Raw genomic sequence first — 16,327 nt, 5'->3', positions numbered from 1 at the left:
GCAAAAAAGACTCCCATACTAACAGGACGACGAACATCCATCAGTGATTAAGAGCCTTCGGTTGACCGATCGACTTTGCAATTATTTTTCCGTTGACAAACCCTATAATTCCTAGCAGATTAGTATGTTATTAAAAAATTACCATGCGCCGCATTCCTTGTCAACGACTTTCTGGGCACTCTTCCTCACGCTTTCAATTCCACGATCAAATCGATCTCGATCGGATTGTTGAACGGCAGCACCGAGGTTCCTGCAGCGACTCGCGCGTGCCTGCCTCGCTCCCCCAGTATTTCAATGAGGAAATCAGAAGCGCCGTTGATGACTTTCGGCTGATCATAAAAGTCAGGTGCGCTGCTAACCAAGGCAAACAGCTTGACGATCCGCTCGATCCGGTCCAGATCGCCCAGATGTGCCTTCAAGATGGCGAGCAAATTCAGCACGGTAATTTTGCCTGCTTCATATCCTTGCTCAATCGTGACCTGTTCACCGAGTCGACCGGTATATTTGGGACTTCCACCGATATAGCAGCCGGCTCCCGACGTAAAAATCAGGTTACCCGTCTGCACACATGACACATAATTGGCCATCACGGCTGGCGGATGCGGCAGCTCGTAGCCTAATTCGCGCAAACGCTGTTCAATGTTTGACATGATCGAAGCACTCCTTTTTTTGTGATATACGTCTCAACGTTTTTCATTAGATTGGATGCCATTATTTCATCGGCAAAATTGGCAGCCTGATGTGACTCGGATAGGTTTTATCGTGATGGACCGTCTGCAGCGCTACAATCATCTCCGTATCGGACGCGGGGTCATTTCCCGTATTATGGTTAGGGAAGATCAGGTTTTTAGCGCCGGACATGACGGAGACGCGGATGCGGTGCCCCTTTTTGAATACGTTCGCGACCTTTGTCATCTTCACCTCGTATGCTTCCACCTTGCCGGGTTCAAGCAGCTCGGGCTGCGTGTAGGAATGACGGTATCGTGCGCGAACCATGCCATCGGACAGCCGGATCGAATTGCCCGCCTCGTCCACATCCGTCAGGCGTACGACCCAGTCTGTGTCTTTGGCCGAGCTGGCCGCGTACAGCACCGCGCTGATCTCCCCGGCAATCGCCACGTCTTCCTCAAGCGGCGGCGACGTAAAGACGAGTACGTCATGGCGCTCCTCAACCTCGCGATAATTTTCCGGCACGCTGCACTCGTTTTCCGTCATGTCGATCAGATATGGTGCCGGGTCCAACGGGTCAAAGGTGTACCTGTCCGGCTTTTCATCCCCCGGTTCCTCGTAGCTTAGCATCCCGTCGCCCGCAGCCGTATTCGCCGCTCCTGGGCTGTGCAAGTAAAACGGCGTGTACACCGTTTCTGCTGGCGGCCAGCTATCCGACGACTTCCATTCGTTTTCGCCAACCATGTAGTATTCGACTTGCGGCTTGGCGTCCACACCGTTTTCGCAGCCTTTCAGAAACCGGTCGAACCATTGCTGCTGGATCAAGTCGAGATCATAGCGGATCGCGTTATTGCCGAACGGAATGTTGTGTATTTCGCGTGCGGTGTTGGCCCTGTGGTGCCAGGGGCCTAGAATCATCCGGCGATGCTTCCGCTGATGGCGCTCAAGCAGACTCCATGCTTCCGACGTCCCGACACTGTCATCGTCATACCAGCCAGAGATCAGCAAGGACGGAACATCGATCTGCTCGCCCATGTTCACCCAATCCGACTGCGCCCAAAAATCATCGTAATCCGGATGGCTCATCCACTCGTTCCAAAAATGAATGTCCTTGCCCAGCACCATTTTCGGAATATCCTTGATCGGCCGCAGCTTGATGACTTCCTCCCAGTCAGTCCGGTTGGCCGCATCCGGGTTCTGGTCCTGCTCTGCCATCATGAACGTCCAGGTTAAAACGCCCGAAGGGATCATCCCGTTCGTCCGGGGAATGTCACCGAACGCGCTGCCTACCGTGACATAGCTGACAATCGCCTTTAAATGCTTGTTGCCGCTCGCCGCAGCTGCCCATTGAACAAATCCGCCGTATGAGCCGCCGATCATGCCGACTCCGCCGTCCGACCACGCTTGTGCTGCGATCCAGTTGAGCGTATCGTCGCCATCTGCCAGCTCATGGATTTTGGGCACCCAGACGCCTTCCGACTCACCGCGCCCGCGCGTGTCCTGCACGACCAGCGCATAACCGCGCTGTACGAACCGCAGCCAACGGACATCGCCGTTCGCCTTTGTCTTGCGTCCATACGGAGTACGCACGAGAATCGTCGGGATTTTTTCCCCTGCAGAAAGGTTCTCCGGCAGCCATAACTCTGTAGCCAGCCTGACGCCATCGCGCATCGGGACAAAAAAAGTGCCTTTGTGGGCAGCCCTCCCTGCCTCCGGCGACAATCCCGCATCCTGCCAAAGCATGAGCGGCGTCAGCACCTCGTAGCCGTTCTTAATTAGCATTTCGCTGTCACCGCGTCCGTTGATGCAATACCCGATGACCTCCCGCTCGCAAACGATCAGATCAACCGGCATCTTTTCCCCGCGTCTGGCCCATAGCCATGCCGTTTTGGCAACGCCCGCATGCTCTCCATCGATTCGGTCAAAGCGCTGGAAGACCGCGCCCTCCTGGGTGACGATTTCATTGGCGGCATCCCAATCGATGCCATGCAGCTCTGCCTCCTGCGCTGCCAACTGTGCAAGCGGTAAAAGGTAATCCTCTGCATCGCCCGACTGCCCTTTCGCCGTGAGCAGAACCGTGCCATTTACAAACGAAACATCTGCACAATAAATGCCTGATTTGTACAAGGAAAAGTCCGATTGCTTATCACCACTTGCCGTCATGTCCGCACCCCGTTTATTTCCACACGCTCGCAAAGACGCGCATCAGATTTTTCCCAAGAATCTTTTCGGCATCGCTCTCGCTGTAGCCGCGCTGCAACAACTCGGCCGTCAGCGCTGGCAGCTGCCCATGCCCTTTCACCACATCAAACGGAACGCGCGGAAAACGGGCAATCGTCTCAGGCGATATGTATTTCATGAACGGGTCGCACAGATCGAGCCCCAGGCACACATGCTCCACGCCGACCAGCTTGATGATATGCTCGGCATGATCGACCAGGCCCGCGATCGTCGAGCGCTCGTCCGTATCTGCCGTGAACATGCTGGCTGCATTCAGCCCGATGACGCCGTTCGTCTCTGCAATCGCCTTGATTTGCTCGTCAGTCAGGTTGCGCGACGAGTCTGTGACGCTGCGCGCATTGGAATGCGAGGCGATCACAGGCTTTTCGCTGAACGCGATCACGTCCCAAAAGCCAGAGTCATTGATGTGGCTCACATCGATGGTTATGCCAAGCCGAGCGGCCTCCTCGAGGATCTGCACGCCAAACGCGGTCAATCCACCCTCTTTGCCTTCCTTCGCTTTCGAATAGTGACTCCCGTCCGCAGCGTAGTTGCGGCGGCTCCACGTAAGCCCGATGCTACGCACACCCAGCTCGTAAAATGTGCGCACCAAGGTGAGATCATCGCCGATCGGCTCCACGCCCTCGAGGGACAGTACAAATCCAAGCTTGTTTTCCGCAACGGCCCGCTCGACATCCTGCATCGTGCGGCAAATCATGAAACGATCCGGCGACTCGGCCACCTCGGCATGCAGAGCCGTAATCTGATTCAACGCCTTGCGCAAACCCATTTCCGGCAAAAACTCGCTCTCCACAAACACCGCCGCTACGATGACATTGACGCCACCGCGCTCAAACTCCGGCAAGTAATCGCTTTCAATCACACGCGTGCGTCCGCGCTTGCGCTGGATCTCCACGTCCATCAGCAAATCAAAGTGCGCGTCCGCCACCAGCGCACGCGCATGAATCCGCCCTGCTACTTCCTCCCACTGCTTTTCCATCCTGTCCCCTCCTACAAATAGCTTTCGATATTTTGGCGCAGCCGCACAAGCCACGATAACAGAAGCGCACGCTCCTGCTCCGAGAAATTAGCCAGCAGCTTCTCCTCAAAGCTGCTAAAGATGCCCCACACCTGCTCATCAAAAAAGCGACGGCCTTTACCACTAAGGTAAATCCGCTTGGCTCGCCCATCCTCCGGGCAAACGATCCGGTCGATCAGCTCTTTTTTCTCCAACTGCTCCAAAAGGCTGGTCATGGAAGAGCCTTTTATCCCGAGCTTTTGCTGCAGCTCGCTTTGGGTCAGCCCATCCATTTTTTTCAGGAAATGCAACACGCCGAACTGGGCGACGGTGATGCCGTACTTTTCCAATTGCAGATTGTGGGCGTTCGTCAGCAGATTGGCGAGCTGTTTCAGCTCCAGGCTGGTCAATTCTTCTTGGGTGTGATCAGCTTTCTTGGTTGGCAACCTGCTCTCTCTCCTTTTTCGCAAATTACTTAGAATTCTAAATAATTGAGCCGATTATAGCAAAACACGTCTTTCGCTGTAAAGGCAGCTTATGCTAAAATTTTGATAATTTTCAATTCTAATCTTTTGTACCTTACCGCAATTTTTTATAATGAAGGAAACTCTACAAGCTACGAGGCGAACCTACCATGAACTTAGACCAGATCGAATCGTTTCTCTGTGTCGCATCGACCGGCAGCTTCAGCAAAGCCGGTGAATTTCTCTACCTCACCCAACCGTCCGTCAGCTCACGCGTGCAGTCTCTGGAGAACGTGTTGGGAACCGTCCTCTTCGAGCGCTCTGGCAAAATTGTCGTTTTGACCGAGGAAGGTAAGGCCTTTCTGCCTTATGCCGAAAAAGTCATGCAGCATATGAATGACGGCCGCCTTGTCCTGCAGCAAATGAAAAACGCTGTGGAAGGGGAGCTCCGTTTCTGTTCCGTCATGACCGCCGCCAACCATCTGCTGCCCACGCTGCTCGGGGACTTCCATCGGAAATACCCCAAGGTGCGGCTCATTGTGCATACCGGCCACTCCCACCAAGTCGTCGACATGGTGCTCAACTGCGAGGTTCCGTTTGGTATCTCCCGCAATGTTGACCATCCCCAGATCGAAAACCGGCATCTCATGAGCGACGAGATGCTATTGGTCGTGCATCCCGATCATCCGCTTAGCAAGCTGGACGTGGTCACGCCGGAGCAAATCGCGGCAGAGCCGTTCATTTTGTACAACCGCGGTTCGCAGGATTGGATTTTGGTAAAGGAAGCCTTTGACAAGCAAGGGCTCGGACTCAACATCGTCATGGAAGTGGACAATTTCGTGCTGGTCAAGCAGATGATCAAGGCGCAGGTCGGCATTGCGTTTTTATCCCAGTATGCGGTGAAAGACGAGGTGGCGAGCGGGCAATTAAAAACGATCTCCATCGCCGGAATGCCCAAAATCAAGCGCAACTTCGAGATCATTGCGCTGAAAAATCGCAAGACGACCGGGATCGCGCATCTGTTCAAGGAGTTTTTGCTCAGCCACGCCGATGAGTAAAGGGGAGGTATTCACCCCCCCTTTGCGCTTCCAGTTATTCTTTATAGCCCCATTTGAAATCGATATATCCGAGCGCATCGATTTGGACACCTTTTACTTTTTCGCTTTGCACCCATGCATTTACGTCGCTGAACAGACCGGTCACCGGCATTTCGTTCATCAGGATCGTTTCCGCTTCCAGCAGCATCGCATTGCGTTTAGTCGGGTCCGGTTCGGCATCCGATTGCGCGATCAGCTGGGAATAACGGTCGCTGTGCCAAAACGTACAGTTGTTGGAACTCATCTTATCGATCAAGAGCTGGAGGAAATTCACTCCGTCGTTGTAATCGCCTGTCCAGCCAGAAATCGAAATCATGTATTTTCCTTGCGCCTGGTCGTCCCACACGACGTTCATTTCTTTGTTGACCAGCGTTACGTCAATATCAAGCGATTTTTTCCATTGTGCCTGGAGCGCTTCCGCGATTTTTTTCGATCGGTCGGAGTTCCAGTACAAGTACGTAATTTCCGGAAGCTTGGATAACCCCAGCTCCTTCATTCCTTCTGCGAGCAGCTGCTTTGCTTCTTGCACATCGTTGTCTTTGTGGAAACCCTCTGGCTTGAGCGACGCAGACTGTGGCACAAAGCCCATCAACGGTTTTTGCCCTGCCTGTGTGATCTGGTCGACGATTTCCTGACGATTCACCGCGAGCGCGAACGCCTTGCGGATCTTTTCGTTTGTAAACGGTTTCACTTCTGTTTGGAATAACAGGTAGTAGTTGCTCGCTTTCGGGGCAGTCGACAGCTTGCCTTCATCTTTCAGCGGTGTAATGGCGTCGACAGGCAAGCCTCCGACCGGCGCTCCAGCCCAATCGAGCTCACCGGCGTTGAACATCTCCAGCTCGGTATTCGCATCCTCGACCATTGAGAAATCGAGCTCTTTCAATTTCACCGTCTCTTTGTCCCAATACGTGTCGTTTTTTTGCAGCACGATCTTGCTTTTGTGCTCCCATGTCGTCATTTTGAAAGGACCGTTGCTAACGATGGTATCTGCCTTCAACGCCCAGTCCTTGTTGGCTTCCACGACTTTTTGGTTCACCGGATAATAAAATGTGGCAAGTGTCAGGAAAAAGGCGGTCGGGTTTTCTAACGTAACCTGCAATGTTTTGGCGTCAATCGCCTTGATCCCGACATCCTCCGCCTTGGCTTTTCCCGCATTGAACTCCTTGGCGTTTTTGATCGGGAAGTATTTGTAGGCAGAGCCGCTCCCCGTTTTCGGATCGAGCGTGCGGATTGCAGAAAAGACGAAATCGCCCGCTGTAACCGGATCGCCGTTGGACCATTGGGAATCGCGCAGCGTGAAGGTGTACGTCTTTTTATCGTCGGAAATGTTGATGGCGGACGCGACCGAGTTTTGCGGTTGGCCGTCCTTGTCCAGCCGCACCAGGCCATCGTACACCGCACGGATGAAAATGCCTGAGGCGATGTCGCTGGAGAGTCCGGGATCGAGCGTTTTCGGCTCCGTGCTGTTCATATGCATCACTTGGTCAACAGCAGCAGCTTGCGATGCATCCGGGTTCTTAGCGGTTGTACCCGGATCGGCAGTGGGTTGGGCGGTGCTCGCCGGAGCCGAGCTGCTGCATCCCGCAAGCACGCTTGTGATCAGCAGCGTTGCCCCTGCTAGGAAAGCGGTTTTTTTCATCATTGTATCCTCCTTGTTGCGAATGGTTGAAACATTCTGATTTTTCCGTTGTGAAATGGGCGTTTCGCGGGTCATTTTCTACGGACATGGTATCCTACCCGTCTACCTGCTGACAAATAAAATTCCTTTATATCCCTTATGGGTTATTTCAATGCGACAACGCTTGCAAATCGATTGAAATTTTTTTCCGAATCCTTATTAAATGAGAAAGAGATGTTTTTACCCAATTTTTGCGAGGTGTCTAACATGCAACCTATCATTGGCATCGCTTGTCCTGCCGAATTCCTCACAGCCTCATCGCTCGATCCTTCTTTTACATTGAGCACTCGCTATGCTGATGGCATCATGCGCTGCGGCGGCACTCCCCTGCTCATTCCGCTACGCCATCATGACTATGCGCCGATCCGCCAGATGGCCCAAGCGGTGGACGGTATCATTTTGGCCGGCGGCGGCGATCCCGCCCCGCATCTGTTTGGCGAAGAACCGCTCCAAGGGTTAGGCGAGGTCGATTATGAACGCGATTTGGCCGAAATGCGCCTGATCGAGGCAGCTCGTGAGCTGAATAAACCGCTTCTCGGCATATGCCGCGGTATGCAAATCATCAACGTCGCACTCGGCGGCACGCTCATTCAAGATATTCCGAGCCAGGTGGCGGGCGCTGGCCAGCACAGCCAAAAAGGCTCATTGCCCTACGGCAGCCATCACGTCCGCCTGGAGCCCGGCTTTTTACGCGATGCGCTGCAGACCGACAGCGTGCTGGTCAACAGCTTTCACCATCAAGCGGTCAAAGATCCGGCGCCCGGTCTGCGCGTAACCGCCGTCGCGCCGGACGGGATCATCGAAGCGTTCGAGAGCGATGATCAGATGGTGATCGGCATTCAGTGGCATCCGGAGTGCATGTGGAAGTATGATGACGGGATGCTGCGGGTTGCGGAGAGGTTTGTAGAGAAGGTGAGCAGCTGCAAGAGGTAGTGTCTGGTTAGCTGTGGTGGTTGTTCGGGGATTTGGAGCAATAAGTTGCGCTCTGCTCTTGCCACTTCCTGCTGCGGGCCGTGAGGACCGGCCGTACCAAACGCCCCAAAGCCACACGCTGCGCGGCGGGTGTATTTCAAAGATGTAAATGTGGCGCGAAAGACGTTCCCCTTTTTTGGCACAGCCTCTGCTGGCAGGGACAAAGGCATCGCTTCACTTTTTGCTCCAAATCCCTTCGCTGCGGTGGGAAGGACCGCTGCTCACCTTCTCGTTGGTGGGATGAAAGGGAAAGGAAAAAACTTAATACATGGGTAAAAGGCAAAAATGAAAAGTCCCTGATTGGGGACTTTTCGTTTTTGCAGCGGTTCATGTTCCCTCTTCTCCTTTTTCATCGAGCATTACACCGCCACGATGAGTAACTTCCATGGTACAATCTTACAAACTTGAAAGTTGAGGGGGCGGGGTTTTGGGGAACTTAACGGATTTGTCGGGGAAGGTCATTCTCGTCACTGGGGCCAGTTCGGGCATTGGACAGGCGGGTGCCAAGCTTGTGGCGGCTCGCGGGGCTGTGGTGGCGGTTCATTACAATCGCAATGAGCAAGGGGCGCTGGAGACAGCGCGGGACATTCTGGATAGCGGTGGAACGTGCATGGTCGTGCAGGCGGATGTAACCAAAAAGAATGAAGTGGACGCAATGGTGGAACAGGTCGTCACCCAGTTTGGTTGGATCGATGTGTTGGTGAACAACGCAGGTGCGGGCGTGAAAGCGAGCGCGTTTATGGACATCGACGAGCGTCTGTGGGATGAGACGTATGATATCAACGTGAAGAGCATTCTGTTTTGCTCCCAAGCTGTATTACGGCATATGCTTCCACGCCAAAGCGGAAAAATCATCAATCTTTCGTCTGCGGCTGCCCGTATTGGCGGTGCCGGCGAAAGCGTTCATTATGCATCGGCGAAAGGAGCGGTCAATACGTTGACGCTCGGCATGTCCCGCGAGTTCGCGTCACAAGGAATCCTTGTCAACGGTATCGCGCCCGGCGTGATCGAAACGCCGTGGCATGCCAAATTTTCCTCGGAGGAGCGCCTGCACGGCTTTATCTCGGGGATCCCGCTGAAGCGCGCTGGTGCACCGGAGGAAATCGCGGAGATGATCGCCTTTTTGTCTTCCGATGCGGCGAATTACATCGTGGGCGAGATCATTAGTGTAAGTGGTGGAAGATGACGTGAAGCGGGCATTCTCACAATGGCATTTCATACAAGAAGCAAAAGGCTGCCGATTCTGCCGGCAGCCTTGTTGCGCATACGTACGTTTTCCCTGTACTACGTTTTTCTTGAGCGGAATTACTTCAAGTATCTTCCCGTGATCGACTGCTCTGCATGGATGATCTGCGTAGGTGTGCCCTCGAACACCACCTGGCCGCCCTTGCTGCCTCCATCCGGTCCCATATCGATGATCCAATCCGCTTGGCTGATCACATCGAGGTTGTGCTCGATGACGATCACCGTATTGCCGGCGTCCACGAGGCGGTTCATGATTCCCAGAAGGTGACCGATATCTGACATATGCAGGCCGGTCGTCGGCTCGTCCATCACGTAGATGCTGCCCTTCTTATGCAGCTCGCTTGCCAGCTTGATGCGTTGGCATTCCCCGCCGGAGAGCGTGCTGAGCGGCTGCCCGAGTGTAATATAGTTCAGCCCCACATCACTCATCGCCTGGAGCTTGCGCACAACTTCTTTTAGCTGGAAAAACTCCAATGCCTGCTCCACAGTCATCTCCAGCACTTCTGCAATTGACTTGCCGTTCAGCTTGTAGGCAAGCACCTCTTCCTTGAACCGTCTACCCCCACATACTTCGCACGGCAGCTTCACGCTATCGAGGAATGCAAGGTCTGTATACACAACACCAAGCCCTTGGCAGTTTTCACAAGCCCCCTTGGAGTTGAAGCTGAACAAGCCTTGGTTAACCTTGTTCGCAGAAGCAAACGCCTTGCGCACATCATCCATAATACCCGTGTAGGTTGCGGGATTCGAGCGTGTTGATACTCCTACCGCCGATTGGTCGATGACGATCGCATCCGGGTGCTGACTGAGGAATACTTCGTTAATCAGCGTACTCTTGCCAGAGCCGGCGACACCCGTAACTACGGTCAACACTCCGGTTGGAATATCTACACTCACGTTCTTCAGGTTGTGCAGGTTGGCATCCTTGATGGATAGCTTGCCGGATGGCTGTCTGCAATCGTGCTTCAGCTGGAGCGGACGCTTCATGTGGGTGCCCGTCAGCGTACCGGCCTCCAGCAAGCCTTGGTAGCTTCCCTCATACACGATGGTACCGCCGCGGCTGCCGGCGTGTGGCCCGACATCGACGATATGATCCGCCACCTTGATCACATCGGGATCATGCTCGACGACAATCACGGTATTGCCCTTGTCACGCAGCTTCTGCAGCAACCCATTTAACCGGTGCACATCACGAGGGTGCAAGCCAACGCTTGGCTCATCGAAGATGTACGTGACATCAACCAGACTGCCGCTCAAGTGCTTCACCATCTTGACGCGCTGAGACTCGCCGCCCGACAAAGTATCCGTCTCACGGTCCAGCGTCAAGTAGTCAAGTCCGATATCCACCAAATGCTGCAACCGCTCCGTCAGTGATTTGACGACCGGAGCCGCGATCGCATCGTCAATTTCCCGAATGACGCGGATGAGCTCTCCGACCTCCATGGAGGACATCTCCGCAATGTTGAGTCCATTGATCCTGCAGCTGAGCGCGGCCTGACTGAGTCTCGCGCCACGGCAGCTGGAGCATGGCCCCTCGGAGATGTACGGCATAACAGCTTTTTGTGTACGCTCGGACTTCGTCTTTACATCCTGCTTGATGTATTTGTTGGTAAACTTCTCGATGGCGCCTTCCACTGTAATATTTACTGTCTTCCCGCCGAACTGCGTCTCCACTTTCTTCGCCTTGCCGTACAGCAGTTGCTCAAGCTCTTCATCCGAAAAATCGCTCAGCTTCTTGTCGAGATCGTACGACCCCGCCTGTACGAGCATCGACCAATCCCATCCTCCTACCGTATAGTCCGGCAGCATGATTGCCCCTTCATTCAACGATTTTGACATGTCCAGCGCTTTGCTCATGTCAACGCCTAATTTGCGACCGAGCCCGTTGCACTCGGGGCACATGCCTTGCGGGTCGTTAAACGAGAACATGTTCGCTTGTCCCACATAGGGCTTTCCTACTCGGGAGAAAAGCAGACGGAGAATGGGAGAGATATCGGTAATCGTCCCCATTGTGGAATGCGAGCCGCCGCCCAGCCGCTTTTGATCCACAATAACAGCCATGCTCAGATTCTCAATTGCGTCCGTATCCGGCTGCGGGTAGCGGGGCAGAAAAGTGCGCACAAACATGCTGAAGTTCTCATTCAGCAAGCGCGTGGATTCTGCGGCGATCGTATCGAAGACGATCGATGATTTGCCAGATCCGGATACCCCGGTGAAGATCGTGATCTTCCGCTTAGGAATGCGCAAGGACACGTTCTTGAGATTGTTTTCTCTCGCACCCGAGATTACGATATACTCTTGATTCGATTCGTTCATCCTTACCATCCTCTCGATACTATTCATTTCTACTCATATTCACATTGTACCATTCATCGTACCTAGTAAGACGTGGAGGAAGAACTTGCAACTATCGCTTTGTCCATATCCTCAATCGTTCAAAGAAGTGCTTGCCATATAAATAAAATTCAATGTATCTAAACAACAATAGAAAGAAGTATAATAATAGAAATGGTAAAAATAACCACAATATGAGTGTCATACGTTTTGATCATTCCGAGTGGGAAGATGGTAGAACGAATGATCAACTCAAGAATGAGAGGACGATATGAAAAAAAGTTTACTTTTCACAATAAGTCTGCTGATCATAATGTGTGTATTGACGGGTTTCCAGTCTAACTCAACCACAACGTTGCAACAGTCATTGAAATCTAACATTGTTCCTGTCTCAAATTTGGAACTTCCTGCAAAAACCATCATCGGATTCGGAGAAGCTACTCATGGTAACAAGCAATTCACTACGCTAAAGCTAGATATTTTTAAACGTCTGGTGGAAAAACAAGGATATCGCGTATTTGCCATCGAAGGCGATTTCGGCGGAGGACAAAAGGTCAATGAATACATTTTAGGAGGCAGTGGAACTGCACAAGCTGCTGCAAAGGCAATTGGTTTTACGATTTACAATACGGAAGAAATGACAGCCCTTCTATCTTGGATGCGCTCATTTAATGAACATCGCGATGCAAAAGATCAAATTCATTTTTATGGTTTTGACATGCAACGCTATGATAATAACAAAAACGGGCTATTCTCTTATGTAAAAAAGGTTGATCCGACACTTGCCTCCACGTATGAGACTGCTCTAGCGAATCTGAATGATAAAACGGTGTACGATCAGAAGCAGGCCACCGTACAAAATGCGCTCTCCCATATGAAAAACTTGATGGCGCGGATGAAAGAAAACAAATCCGTTTATACCGCAAAAAGCTCAGAGAAAGAGTATGAGCTGGCTCTAGCTTATGCCGAGGCAATCACGCAAAACGCTACACTGCGCGGTTCAAATGCGAACTATAGCAATGCCCGTGATTTCTTTATGGCGGAAAAAGTGAAATGGATTTTATCTTTTGAACAGAAATATTATGGTCGCAAAAACATTTTCATTACAGGACATAATGGACACATTGAAAAAACCTCCACATCCGTTGGAATGAAGACCTGCATGGGGGCGTATCTCGCAAAAACCTTTGCAGACCAATATTACGCAATCGGGAGTGAATTCTATGAAAGCTCCTTCCTCGCGAATGATGCTACTACCGGTGAGCGAAAAGAGTTTTATATAAAAAATAGTGGGAACGAACGGTTAGCTGTTCTTTTTGCACAAACGAACATGAAGGATGGATTCCTGGACTTTGCAAAGGCAAGAAAAGATGAAGAATTTACCGCATATGTAAATCGAGTTCAGCCCATCAGTGCAATCGGTGCTGACTTTAGCAGTTTGTATGGAAGCTTTGAAAAGCTGTACACGTTACAGATGGTTCCAGCAAAAGCTTTTGATGGTCTCATTTTCGTGCGGACCGCTACTCCATCGGTCATGATCAAGGAGTAAAAAAGCGCATAGGGTGAAGAGCAAACAACCTGACATTATTCGATCCGTTCATTGCTTAAAAATGATACGATCTGTTCCTTATGATGATTGTCATGTTGGATGAACTCTTTCACAATATATGCAAGTGAATAGGGTGTCCCCGTGTGTGGACAATGAGAAACGCCATTTACTGCTATATGCTTGTTTCGCTTATCAACTGGAAGCTCCAAAAGTTGAATAACCAACTGCTCTCTGGCGTTTATGACTTCCTTTATCAATTCTGATTTCGTAATACCTGATTTCGCATAGTCGATAGCTAGACCATATCCTCACCTTTTTTCACAGAAGGGAGTATTTGCGCTAGTAGATAATGATCCCAATTATCTGCATTGTATCACAATATTCCCCAACACACAAACGTACGTTCTTAAAAACGAACAAAAAGGCGTGTTCGAACTACTGTTCGTTCACACGCCTTTTTGTTTACCTTTTTTGTTTTTGCACCTATCAACCGAGTCTCTTATCGTTTCGTAACGACAATCAAGTAAACATTTCCTTCATCGTTGGTCCACAAATTCACATGGTCTGTGCTTGTTACATCTTTTTCTGGCAAATCAGACCCGTTGTAGTATTTCACTTTCGCATTTGGATCCAGTTTGAGGCTGGTTGAAGTGTTGTTGTAGAATACGTATTTATCTCCATTCACACGCGATTCGATACCGACGAAAGGTGCGTTGTCCACTGTCATTTTGCCTTTTGCAGCAGCATTAACCACTTCGCCATCACGGTTTAGCGTAAGAGTTGCGTATTCGAACTGATCGATTCCTGTCAGAGAGGCAGTATCGCTCACATCGTATACTTTCCCGTTTACTGCGATTTGTGCGGATGTGATCGAACCGTTTTCGCCTTTCACTTCCACAGTATCGACGACACCGCTAACGGTTTTCACGTCACTTGCGATTGCCTTCACTTTTCCGTTGTTGTTCAGTGTCAGCGTATATACTTTGTCATTCGTATCTGCATCAACATCGATTGTCACTCCGGAAAGCAGCTCATAAACCTTGTTATTGAGCGTTACTTTTTTGCCCGAGATCGAGGTCACATATCCTGTTACGGCCTGCTTTTCCGCTACCAGTTCAACGACTTCGTTGGTACCCAGGTTGTATTTCCAAGTCGTGATGCTGTAGTCGGTAAGTTGATCCGCCTTCAGTGAGGTAGCGGATACGCTCTTGCCATCGATCGTCAGCTTGGCTGAAGCAGGAATTTTATAGGTGGTTCCGGCTACCTTGATTGTAGCCAGCGTAGCCGGGCTACCTGCCACATATGCCGTTGAACTGGCGACTACCTTATTGGTGGTAACACCGGTGCCCTGCTCAATTTTGCTCAAATTTCCATCCTGATCAAACGTGAGAATGGCGATGTTGCCATCTTTCAATTCGCCCAGTTCTGATACTTCATCCTCATCCACGTAAAGCTTTGTATCCTCTAAAACATCGTATTCATAATCGCCAAAGCTGATCAAATTGTCATTCGTATCGATTTGAATCGATGCGGTAACGCTCAATTTGGTATACGTCACTGCAGATACCTTACCATCTACATTCAGCGTCAGCTTCACGAGATCGCCTTTTTCAATGCCAGCGAACGTACCTGCTTTTTCATCTGCGAGCGGGTGATCTTTAACCTTGATCGTTGCATTGCTTGCGAGTTGATACGTATCGTTATCCACAACAATCTCTTGTTTTTGGTTCGTTCCGCTTACCGTCGAGGTCTTTTTCACAATTCCGGATGCCACGTTTTGCGAGATGGTGATGGACGACACTTTGCCGTCTTCATCCAGGACCGCTACGAACTTTTGCCCGACTTGCGAGCTGGTCACTTTTACGCCGCTCTCCACCTCAAGCACGATTTCTTTCCCGTTTACGATCGCTTTGAATTTTCTTTCGTCCCCTACAGCTGTCGTGAAGTTGAGACCCGTTTTGATGACGCCCTCCATGATTCGGGCATCTGCCGTCACCACGTTTAAGAATGCTATTTTACCATTTTTCACGACATACTCTACTTGTGAACCAATAACGATGTTGCCGAATACTTGCGCGTTCGACGCGATTGCCACCTCTTTGTCTTGACCTACAATCTTCACGGTATTGGCAGACTTGTCATAAGCGGCAACCGCACCTTTTACGACCGGAAGCTTCTGGATGGTTCCGGTCGCGTTACCGTCTTTGTCATAGTAAGCGCCGTTTGCATAGACAGATGTCTCCATGAAACGATCGGTGAACGCTGCTACCAGATCACGCTTGGCAGCCGTAGTTGGAGCTGTAGTTGTGTCATATATCCCGACTTTGTTTGCTTCTAGCAAATACGGCAGATACCACTGCGCCGATTGTGCGGGCGTGACGTCAATTTTCAAGCCTTGTACGAATACCGTTAAGGCTTCCGCCACATTGACCGTATTGTTTGGTTTAAAGGTGCCGTCTGGATATCCTTTAATAATTCCTTTGGAAACGGCCAGATTGATATAACCGGATGCCCAGTGATCCCGAGGCAAATCTTTGAAAATGGTCGCACCTTGGCTAAGTTTCGCTTGCTCATCCGTATACCCCATCGCGAGTACGGCAATTTTGGCAAATTCAGCGCGTGTTACTTCTTTTTGCGGTTTAAATGTTCCATCCGTATAGCCTTTCAGAACACCTGCATAGTTCAATTTCAGGATGGCATCTTTGTTCGCGTTTTGTGCAATATCAGATAACGGGAGTGCGTTTGCTGCCATGCCTGCGTTCGATACTGCCAAGCTGGAAGCGAGCACAGCTCCGACTATCACCTTTTTAAATGCTTTTGTTGAAAGTGCATTATAGTTTAGCAAGGAAATACCTCCATCATAATCATAGTGGTTTGGTTCGTACGCAACTTAATCCGAGAATGTGTCATAACTCGATGTACTTTTCGACGCAGGTTGCTGGCGAAGAGTTGCAGCGATTTCGCAAGTTTCCTCGTTCCAAATTTTACAAGCATGGAACTTCATACATAAAACAGCGGCGAACTAAGGCTTAAAAACTATGTCTTAGACTCGCCGCTGTTATATTGAACTATCGATGCCAT

The 16,327-nt window shown here is 50.9% G+C and carries 11 protein-coding genes; 4 read left to right on the top strand and 7 right to left on the bottom strand.

What is annotated here, in order from left to right:
- Positions 1 to 185: 185 nt before the first annotated feature.
- From EDM56_RS15265 to EDM56_RS15250, 4 genes are all read right to left on the bottom strand, one after another.
- On the bottom strand, positions 186 to 650 hold the full coding sequence (locus EDM56_RS15265; RefSeq protein ID WP_122918751.1) for a RidA family protein: 465 nt from the start codon (positions 648 to 650) through the stop codon (positions 186 to 188).
- 61 nt (positions 651 to 711) lie between these two features.
- Positions 712 to 2,832, bottom strand: a complete 2,121-nt coding sequence (locus EDM56_RS15260) for a CocE/NonD family hydrolase (protein WP_122918750.1) — start codon at positions 2,830 to 2,832, stop codon at positions 712 to 714.
- Between the two features lie 13 nt (positions 2,833 to 2,845).
- Positions 2,846 to 3,889 carry a dipeptidase gene (locus EDM56_RS15255; RefSeq protein ID WP_122918749.1) on the bottom strand — a complete coding sequence of 348 codons (1,044 nt, stop codon included), beginning with the start codon at positions 3,887 to 3,889 and terminating at the stop codon, positions 2,846 to 2,848.
- 11 nt (positions 3,890 to 3,900) lie between these two features.
- Positions 3,901 to 4,353, bottom strand: coding sequence for a MarR family winged helix-turn-helix transcriptional regulator (locus EDM56_RS15250; RefSeq protein ID WP_183192453.1), 453 nt, complete (start codon positions 4,351 to 4,353; stop codon positions 3,901 to 3,903).
- A 188-nt stretch (positions 4,354 to 4,541) separates the two neighbouring features.
- Between EDM56_RS15250 and EDM56_RS15245 the strand changes: the two genes are divergently transcribed.
- Entirely contained in the window at positions 4,542 to 5,429 is an 888-nt protein-coding gene (locus EDM56_RS15245; RefSeq protein WP_122918747.1) for a LysR family transcriptional regulator, read from the top strand.
- 34 nt (positions 5,430 to 5,463) lie between these two features.
- Here EDM56_RS15245 and EDM56_RS15240 read toward each other — a convergent pair whose 3' ends face one another.
- Positions 5,464 to 7,107: a peptide ABC transporter substrate-binding protein gene (locus EDM56_RS15240; RefSeq protein WP_122918746.1), complete on the bottom strand. Its 1,644-nt coding sequence runs from the start codon at positions 7,105 to 7,107 to the stop codon at positions 5,464 to 5,466.
- Positions 7,108 to 7,353: 246 nt separating this feature from the next.
- On the opposite strand from EDM56_RS15240, the gene EDM56_RS15235 reads away from it, so the two are divergent.
- Positions 7,354 to 8,079, top strand: a complete 726-nt coding sequence (locus EDM56_RS15235; RefSeq protein WP_122918745.1) for a gamma-glutamyl-gamma-aminobutyrate hydrolase family protein — start codon at positions 7,354 to 7,356, stop codon at positions 8,077 to 8,079.
- A gap of 466 nt (positions 8,080 to 8,545) precedes the next feature.
- Positions 8,546 to 9,304 carry an SDR family NAD(P)-dependent oxidoreductase gene (locus EDM56_RS15230; protein ID WP_122918744.1) on the top strand — a complete coding sequence of 253 codons (759 nt, stop codon included), beginning with the start codon at positions 8,546 to 8,548 and terminating at the stop codon, positions 9,302 to 9,304.
- A 119-nt stretch (positions 9,305 to 9,423) separates the two neighbouring features.
- Here the strand turns inward: EDM56_RS15230 and EDM56_RS15225 are convergent, their stop codons facing one another.
- Positions 9,424 to 11,679: an ATP-binding cassette domain-containing protein gene (locus EDM56_RS15225; RefSeq protein ID WP_122918743.1), complete on the bottom strand. Its 2,256-nt coding sequence runs from the start codon at positions 11,677 to 11,679 to the stop codon at positions 9,424 to 9,426.
- Positions 11,680 to 11,968: 289 nt separating this feature from the next.
- Between EDM56_RS15225 and EDM56_RS15220 the strand changes: the two genes are divergently transcribed.
- Positions 11,969 to 13,246 carry an erythromycin esterase family protein gene (locus EDM56_RS15220; RefSeq protein WP_122918742.1) on the top strand — a complete coding sequence of 426 codons (1,278 nt, stop codon included), beginning with the start codon at positions 11,969 to 11,971 and terminating at the stop codon, positions 13,244 to 13,246.
- 499 nt (positions 13,247 to 13,745) lie between these two features.
- Here the strand turns inward: EDM56_RS15220 and EDM56_RS15215 are convergent, their stop codons facing one another.
- The gene (locus tag EDM56_RS15215; RefSeq protein ID WP_246009397.1) at positions 13,746 to 16,091 is read right to left on the bottom strand and encodes an S-layer homology domain-containing protein; all 2,346 of its coding nucleotides are present in this window, start codon (positions 16,089 to 16,091) and stop codon (positions 13,746 to 13,748) included.
- Positions 16,092 to 16,327: the final 236 nt, after the last annotated feature.

Source organism: Brevibacillus fluminis (genome assembly GCF_003710825.1).
Classification (GTDB): Bacteria; Bacillota; Bacilli; order Brevibacillales; family Brevibacillaceae; genus Brevibacillus_D; species Brevibacillus_D fluminis.
The sequence above is the reverse complement of the archived record's forward strand: the minus strand, read 5'-3'. Positions and strand labels throughout refer to the sequence as shown.